This is a genomic window from Nostoc sp. CHAB 5836 (assembly GCF_020829445.1).
Classification (GTDB): domain Bacteria; phylum Cyanobacteriota; class Cyanobacteriia; order Cyanobacteriales; family Nostocaceae; genus Nostoc.
Genome location: NZ_JAIVFV010000286.1, coordinates 1 through 5062, shown reverse-complemented (window position 1 = coordinate 5062; position 5062 = coordinate 1). Strand labels below are relative to the sequence as shown.

The following is a 5062-nucleotide window of genomic DNA, read 5'->3' as shown; positions in this document are numbered from 1 at the left end:
ACGCAGATTTTATTGCTTGCGTTGGCGTTGGATTTGCTTATAAATCGGAACTCCGTACATTTCTTCTTCTAGTTTCATCCATTTGACATTATCCAATATGCCATTACGGGCAAACCCCAGAAAATAGGCTTTCTTCACCATTCCTGCGTAAGAAATTGTTGCTTTTGTTGAATGCTTTAATCGCACCAAATCTTCTGGGGTGCATTCACCTTCTTTTACTCCCATCTCAACTAAACCAGCAATAAAATCTGCGTCTGGAAACAACATTTCAGCAGCAAAAATTTCTGCCCCAACTTCAATGTTTTCATTTTGATTGTATTCTCCACACAATAGAGATTTCAGGTTGCGGTCAACGAGAAAATGCTTCAGTTCATGACACATTGTAAAAAGTGCTGGAGCTTCCGGTAGCGAACGGCTAATCATAATAGTTGCACCGCACTCATCATAAAAGAAAGCCCCCCGCAACTTTTTGAATTTCGCTGTAGGGGGTGAATTTTTTGGGGGCCACAAATCATATTTGATTTTATGTGCCTTGTAGATGCGTCCTATATCTGACTTGCGTACTCGCGGAGTTGTCAAGCCATATTCTGACCGAACCGAACGTGCAAGTTCCTTCATCTCCTCATAGTATTTATTCTGCGTCATTCTGTTTTTTCCTCTTCCGCCCTGATTTCGATTTATCTCCTGGTTGGTAGAGACTTCGCGCTTTACGAAATTCAGCGTAAGTACGCAATTCTGCTAAATCTTCAGGGGGTAACTGTTTAACTACACGCAACAATGCAGCTATTTCCTCACTGAGCGGAGCCTCTTCTGGAGGAAAAAAAGTTAAAATTGACACTCCAAAGAACCGAGCGAGGCGTTCGAGGTCTTCAATTGCTGGGCGATACGTCGCAGTTTCCCAACGTGAAATGGTGTTTGCAGTTGTTCCCACTTCTTTTGCTAGGGCTTCTTGGGATAGCCCCTTACCCCCATAACTCGTCCTCAGATAGCGAATGCGTTCTCCGATGTACTCCATTAATTCCATTCGGTTTGTGTTGTTCGCAACTAGCCCCATCGATATAACTTTCCTTTTATAGGATATTACTTCCTTTTGATGTTGACGATCCTTGTAGCAAAAGTTATTATCCCATATTAGGACAGTATTTCAACACAAATAGGATGACAGCGAGGTTCCGACTTTCCTGCGGCTAACTATCATCCTTGAGAAATTACTCCCCTAAAGCACATCTAGACACAAAAGGAGTCTTATATGCAGATTGAATCTAAGCAAGACGCAGAATTATTGGCGAAAAAACCCAAAACAATCACTGTTACCGTCAACGAACGCCCTGTAACCTTCTCAGAGCATAAGGCTACAGGCTTAGAGATTAAACAGGCTGCGATTAAGCAGGGTGTAGCGATTCAGGAAGATTTCGTGCTGTTTGAGGTCAAAGGCAATTCGCCCCTCAAGCAAATTGGAGACTGCGAAACCGTTACCCTGCATGAGGGGCAAAAGTTCCGCGCCACTGCACCTGATGACAACTCATAGGAGATATCAATGACACCTGAAGTTGAACAGGCGATCGCAGAAATTCAGCAAGCCTTTCCAGGACATTCCGTCGAAGTGGAAGCTGAAGCGCAGGGTGGCGCAAACGTCATTGTCCATAAACTACTGATTGGTGAACAGTATGTGCCTTCCAGCAGTTGGGTAGGCTTTGCAATTTCCTTTCAGTATCCCTATGCAGATGTCTACCCACACTATATAGATTCAGGGTTACGTCGGGTTGATGGTTTAGTTCAAGGTGATGGGTTCTCCTCAGCTAATTGGCGAAATCAGCCTGCAATCCAAGTATCGAGGCGTTCCAATCGATTGAATCCAGCTATTGATACGGCTGCATCCAAATTAACTAAGGTTCTTACGTGGTTGAGAAGCCGATGAACAAATCTATTGAATTCAGAATTGATCAGCCACTTTATCAAAAGCTTCATCAGCATCTTTTTCCTGGCGATGGTGATGAACATGGCGCGGTGATTGCAGCAGGTATTGTAGAAACTCCTCGCGGTATCCGCCTGCTGGCGCGTGAAGTTTTTCTAGCGCAAGACAGGATTGACTATGTACCTGGCACTCGCGGCTACCGTGCTTTAACTGCAAAGTTTGTAGCTGAGATATCAGGTTACTGTGCAGAACAGAATCTCTGCTACTTCGCCGTACATTGTCATGGCGGTAGAGACCAAGTTTGCTTCTCAGCTGATGATATGGCATCCCACGAACGAGGGTATCCGGCGCTGCTCGATATTACTCGTGGCGGCCCGGTGGGGGCGCTAGTATTTGCCAAAAACGCCGTAGCAGGGGATATCTGGACTCCCTCTGGTCGCTTCCAACTCGACCACATGACCGTCATCGGTTCGCATATCCGGCGACTTTATCCTGCGCCCCAACCCCGACTGTGTACCGCCAATCCCATGTACGACCGCCACGCACGCTTGTTTGGCGATGTCGGACAAGAAGTTTTCGCCAATTTAAAGGTGGGAATCATCGGACTTGGCGGCGGAGGTTCGTTGATCAATGAATGGTTGTCTCACTTGGGAGTTGGACATATCGTCGCCATCGACTTTGACCGCGTTGAATTAACTAATCGACCGCGAATTGTTGGCACAAATCCTTGGGATGCAATGACTTGGTTAACCAAACAGCCGATTCCGTGGTTGCAAAAACTCGGCAAGCGATTGGCTGCTTATAAAGTCCATGTCGCCCGCCGGGTTGCAAAACTTGCTAATCCCTCCATCCGCTATGATGCGGTTGTGGGAAATATCGTCGATGAAGCGATGTCTACGACGGGCTACGCCAACGCAAAGTTACTAGTAGATGTCGATTTCTTGTTCTTGGCAGCAGACTCGATGCAAAGCCGTCTAGTTTTCAACGCGCTGGTGCATCAATACCTGATTCCAGGGATTCAGATTGGTGCTAAGGTTCCTGTCAATAAGCAAACAAAGCAAGTTGGAGATATTTTTACTGCTACTCGACCCGTACTTCCTTATGCTTATGGTGGTTGCCTGCACTGCCATGAATTGATTCCGGCTGGTAGGTTACAACAAGAAGCATTGAGTGAGGAAGAACGGCGAACTCAACGGTATGTTGAAGATGAAGATATCGCTCAACCCAGCGTCATTGCACTCAATGTTAAGTCTGCCGAGCAAGCTGTGAACGATTTTATGATGATGTTCACAGGGCTTTATCAACCAGAAGTCCAACTGTGCCACCAATTAAGGTTTGCGCGAGAACGCAGCATTATCAATGTGGAGCCGCGTGCTAACGATTATTGCTTGGATTGTAGCAGTAGTTCTAGGAGTCGTCGCGCCAGGGGCGATCGCTATCGTCTCCCCTGCCGAATGCCAAATGCGTAGCAGTTGCAGCTAATCACCAAGCAATACTCGAATTGCTCTTAAAGCCTGATTACGTTTACCATTGCTAATCTTGGCAAACCAGTAGTGCGATTCTTCATAACTCATGGCTCTAATCCCTTGGGCAATATTCGCAATGCGTTCTATTTTAGAAAGCGGTTGTAAAGTTTGAAATAGCAACGCCAAATTTATCCCTGATTCTTCATTCAAAACATAGGGAGTTTGGCGATTATGACTTAGAGTTTTGGGGTCGTAATTATTCGCCTTCAAAGAATCATAAATTGCCTGTTTCACCTGAATTAAAGCATTGCCCTTTAAACGCCCAATACGCTTGGCAGAAGGACGCTTTTTTTCACCGGCTTTTTTATAAGCACATTGATACAACTCCAGGGCAAAGTTATTGTTGTCTGTAGGAACCACTCGCAATTGAAACTCTTGCATCTCAGTACGTTACTTTCGCCGTCAAATTCAGCCTGTCAACCGGATTACGATTCAGGGCTTGTTTGATATTACTGATTTCTGCGCCGTTTGGTTGCACTGGAGATGAAAATTCAAATACTAGCTTCAGCGACACGTCAGCTTTTACATCCGGGCTACTTAGCAAAGTGTTAACAGCCCCCTGAAAACTCTGAAATCCTTTAACTGGCCCTTGGTACTCTAACCGGATAAACTGTTCATTAACAGTAATAGTTGCCGTTTGGTCGATTTGCACTTTTAGCTTGATCAACATAGGGAAAGCCGTCATCAACTTGCGGTAGTCCATTACTTGCCCAACGGAGATTTCCAACGACTGGATACCCTGAACTTGATTATCTTGGATGCGATCGCTTAATTCATTAAATACCCGATCAAGTGTTCCCTCCAAATCAAATTCTTCCGGTTTGGCTTTAAATATAGTCAGATCATCCCAAGAACCCTTCCCATCTTCGCCTGCGCTTGGTGTGCTGGGTGTTCCAGTACCATAAGCCAATATCTTCGCTGGGGTTTCCCTTTCCTCTACTTCGCCATTGCCGTAGTCAGCTACGATTTTGAAAGTTGTGGTTTTAGCGATCGCTGTCTCATATTCATCACTAGGGCGAAACTCCCCTGCAACCAAATTTCCATCCTGATACAGCTTAATCGTCAAAGCCCCCGATGCTTTCCACCTTATCCGCACAGGTTTTACCGATTCTGTACTGGACAAGACTTGAGCATTCAGTTCAATTTCTCGCGGTTTCGGTGGTTCCAGAATTCCCCGGCGGTAGAGTTCCATCCGTTCAGAAAATTCTATGGAGTCGGGTAGGGTAATTTTACCGTCATCGGTTTTTATAAACAGCTTTTCTCCTACTTTCATATCCCAGTTACCAGTCTGCAACCCCTGGCGGATGGTATCTCGGAGCTTTGAGATTTCGGCATCGACAAATATATTTAAACTCAAATCTTTGGCGAAAGCTTCTTTTAATGCTTTAGTTGTCCAATGGTTTAACCCAGACAGCCACACCTTCTGCAAAATATAAGCAGGGGCGTAGGATGGTGCGTCATCAGCACGAATTTTCTGACAATCTTTCAGTGCTTGGGGCGTGAGTATTATTGGAACAGAAAACCGGGTTAAGCTCAAAATCCTTATTGCATAAGGATTTTATTGAATGTTGTAGTAGCTCACTTTTCAACTTACCAATTACGCAATGACGATAAATCAAGA

7 protein-coding genes are annotated in these 5062 nt (G+C 45.2%); 3 read left to right on the top strand and 4 right to left on the bottom strand.

What is annotated here, in order from left to right; all coding sequences use genetic code 11:
* Window positions 1–9: 9 nt before the first annotated feature.
* Window positions 10–645, bottom strand: a complete 636-nt coding sequence (locus LC605_RS30885; RefSeq protein ID WP_229551224.1) for an ImmA/IrrE family metallo-endopeptidase — start codon at window positions 643–645, stop codon at window positions 10–12.
* A complete protein-coding gene (locus tag LC605_RS30880) occupies window positions 632–1054 on the bottom strand; it encodes a helix-turn-helix domain-containing protein (RefSeq protein ID WP_229551223.1) in 423 nt (140 codons plus the stop codon). Before LC605_RS30880 ends, LC605_RS30885 begins: the two co-directional genes overlap by 14 nt.
* Window positions 1055–1249: 195 nt before the next feature.
* Between LC605_RS30880 and LC605_RS30875 the strand changes: the two genes are divergently transcribed.
* From LC605_RS30875 to LC605_RS30865, 3 genes are read left to right on the top strand one after another with little or no spacing between them, the layout of a single operon-like run.
* Window positions 1250–1528, top strand: coding sequence for a multiubiquitin domain-containing protein (locus LC605_RS30875; RefSeq protein ID WP_229551222.1), 279 nt, complete (start codon window positions 1250–1252; stop codon window positions 1526–1528).
* Between the two features lie 9 nt (window positions 1529–1537).
* Window positions 1538–1918, top strand: coding sequence for a hypothetical protein (locus LC605_RS30870; protein WP_229551221.1), 381 nt, complete (start codon window positions 1538–1540; stop codon window positions 1916–1918).
* Window positions 1915–3384 carry a ThiF family adenylyltransferase gene (locus tag LC605_RS30865; RefSeq protein ID WP_229551220.1) on the top strand — a complete coding sequence of 490 codons (1470 nt, stop codon included), beginning with the start codon at window positions 1915–1917 and terminating at the stop codon, window positions 3382–3384. Before LC605_RS30870 ends, LC605_RS30865 begins: the two co-directional genes overlap by 4 nt.
* Window positions 3385–3393: 9 nt before the next feature.
* On the opposite strand, the gene LC605_RS30860 is transcribed toward LC605_RS30865, so the two are convergent.
* Both LC605_RS30860 and LC605_RS30855 read right to left on the bottom strand, forming a co-directional pair.
* Entirely contained in the window at window positions 3394–3822 is a 429-nt protein-coding gene (locus LC605_RS30860; RefSeq protein WP_229551219.1) for a hypothetical protein, read from the bottom strand.
* A gap of 1 nt (window position 3823) precedes the next feature.
* Window positions 3824–4978, bottom strand: coding sequence for a hypothetical protein (locus LC605_RS30855; RefSeq protein WP_229551218.1), 1155 nt, complete (start codon window positions 4976–4978; stop codon window positions 3824–3826).
* Window positions 4979–5062 lie beyond the last annotated feature (84 nt).

Bases quoted from the DNA above. Each gene is read 5' to 3' on its own strand.
- LC605_RS30875 (WP_229551222.1), top strand. From the start codon at position 1,250: ATGCAGATTGAATCTAAGCAAGACGCAGAATTATTGGCGAAAAAACCC.
- LC605_RS30880 (WP_229551223.1), bottom strand. From the start codon at position 1,054: ATGGGGCTAGTTGCGAACAACACAAACCGAATGGAATTAATGGAGTAC.
- LC605_RS30860 (WP_229551219.1), bottom strand. From the start codon at position 3,822: ATGCAAGAGTTTCAATTGCGAGTGGTTCCTACAGACAACAATAACTTT.
- LC605_RS30865 (WP_229551220.1), top strand. From the start codon at position 1,915: ATGAACAAATCTATTGAATTCAGAATTGATCAGCCACTTTATCAAAAG.
- LC605_RS30870 (WP_229551221.1), top strand. From the start codon at position 1,538: ATGACACCTGAAGTTGAACAGGCGATCGCAGAAATTCAGCAAGCCTTT.
- LC605_RS30885 (WP_229551224.1), bottom strand. From the start codon at position 645: ATGACGCAGAATAAATACTATGAGGAGATGAAGGAACTTGCACGTTCG.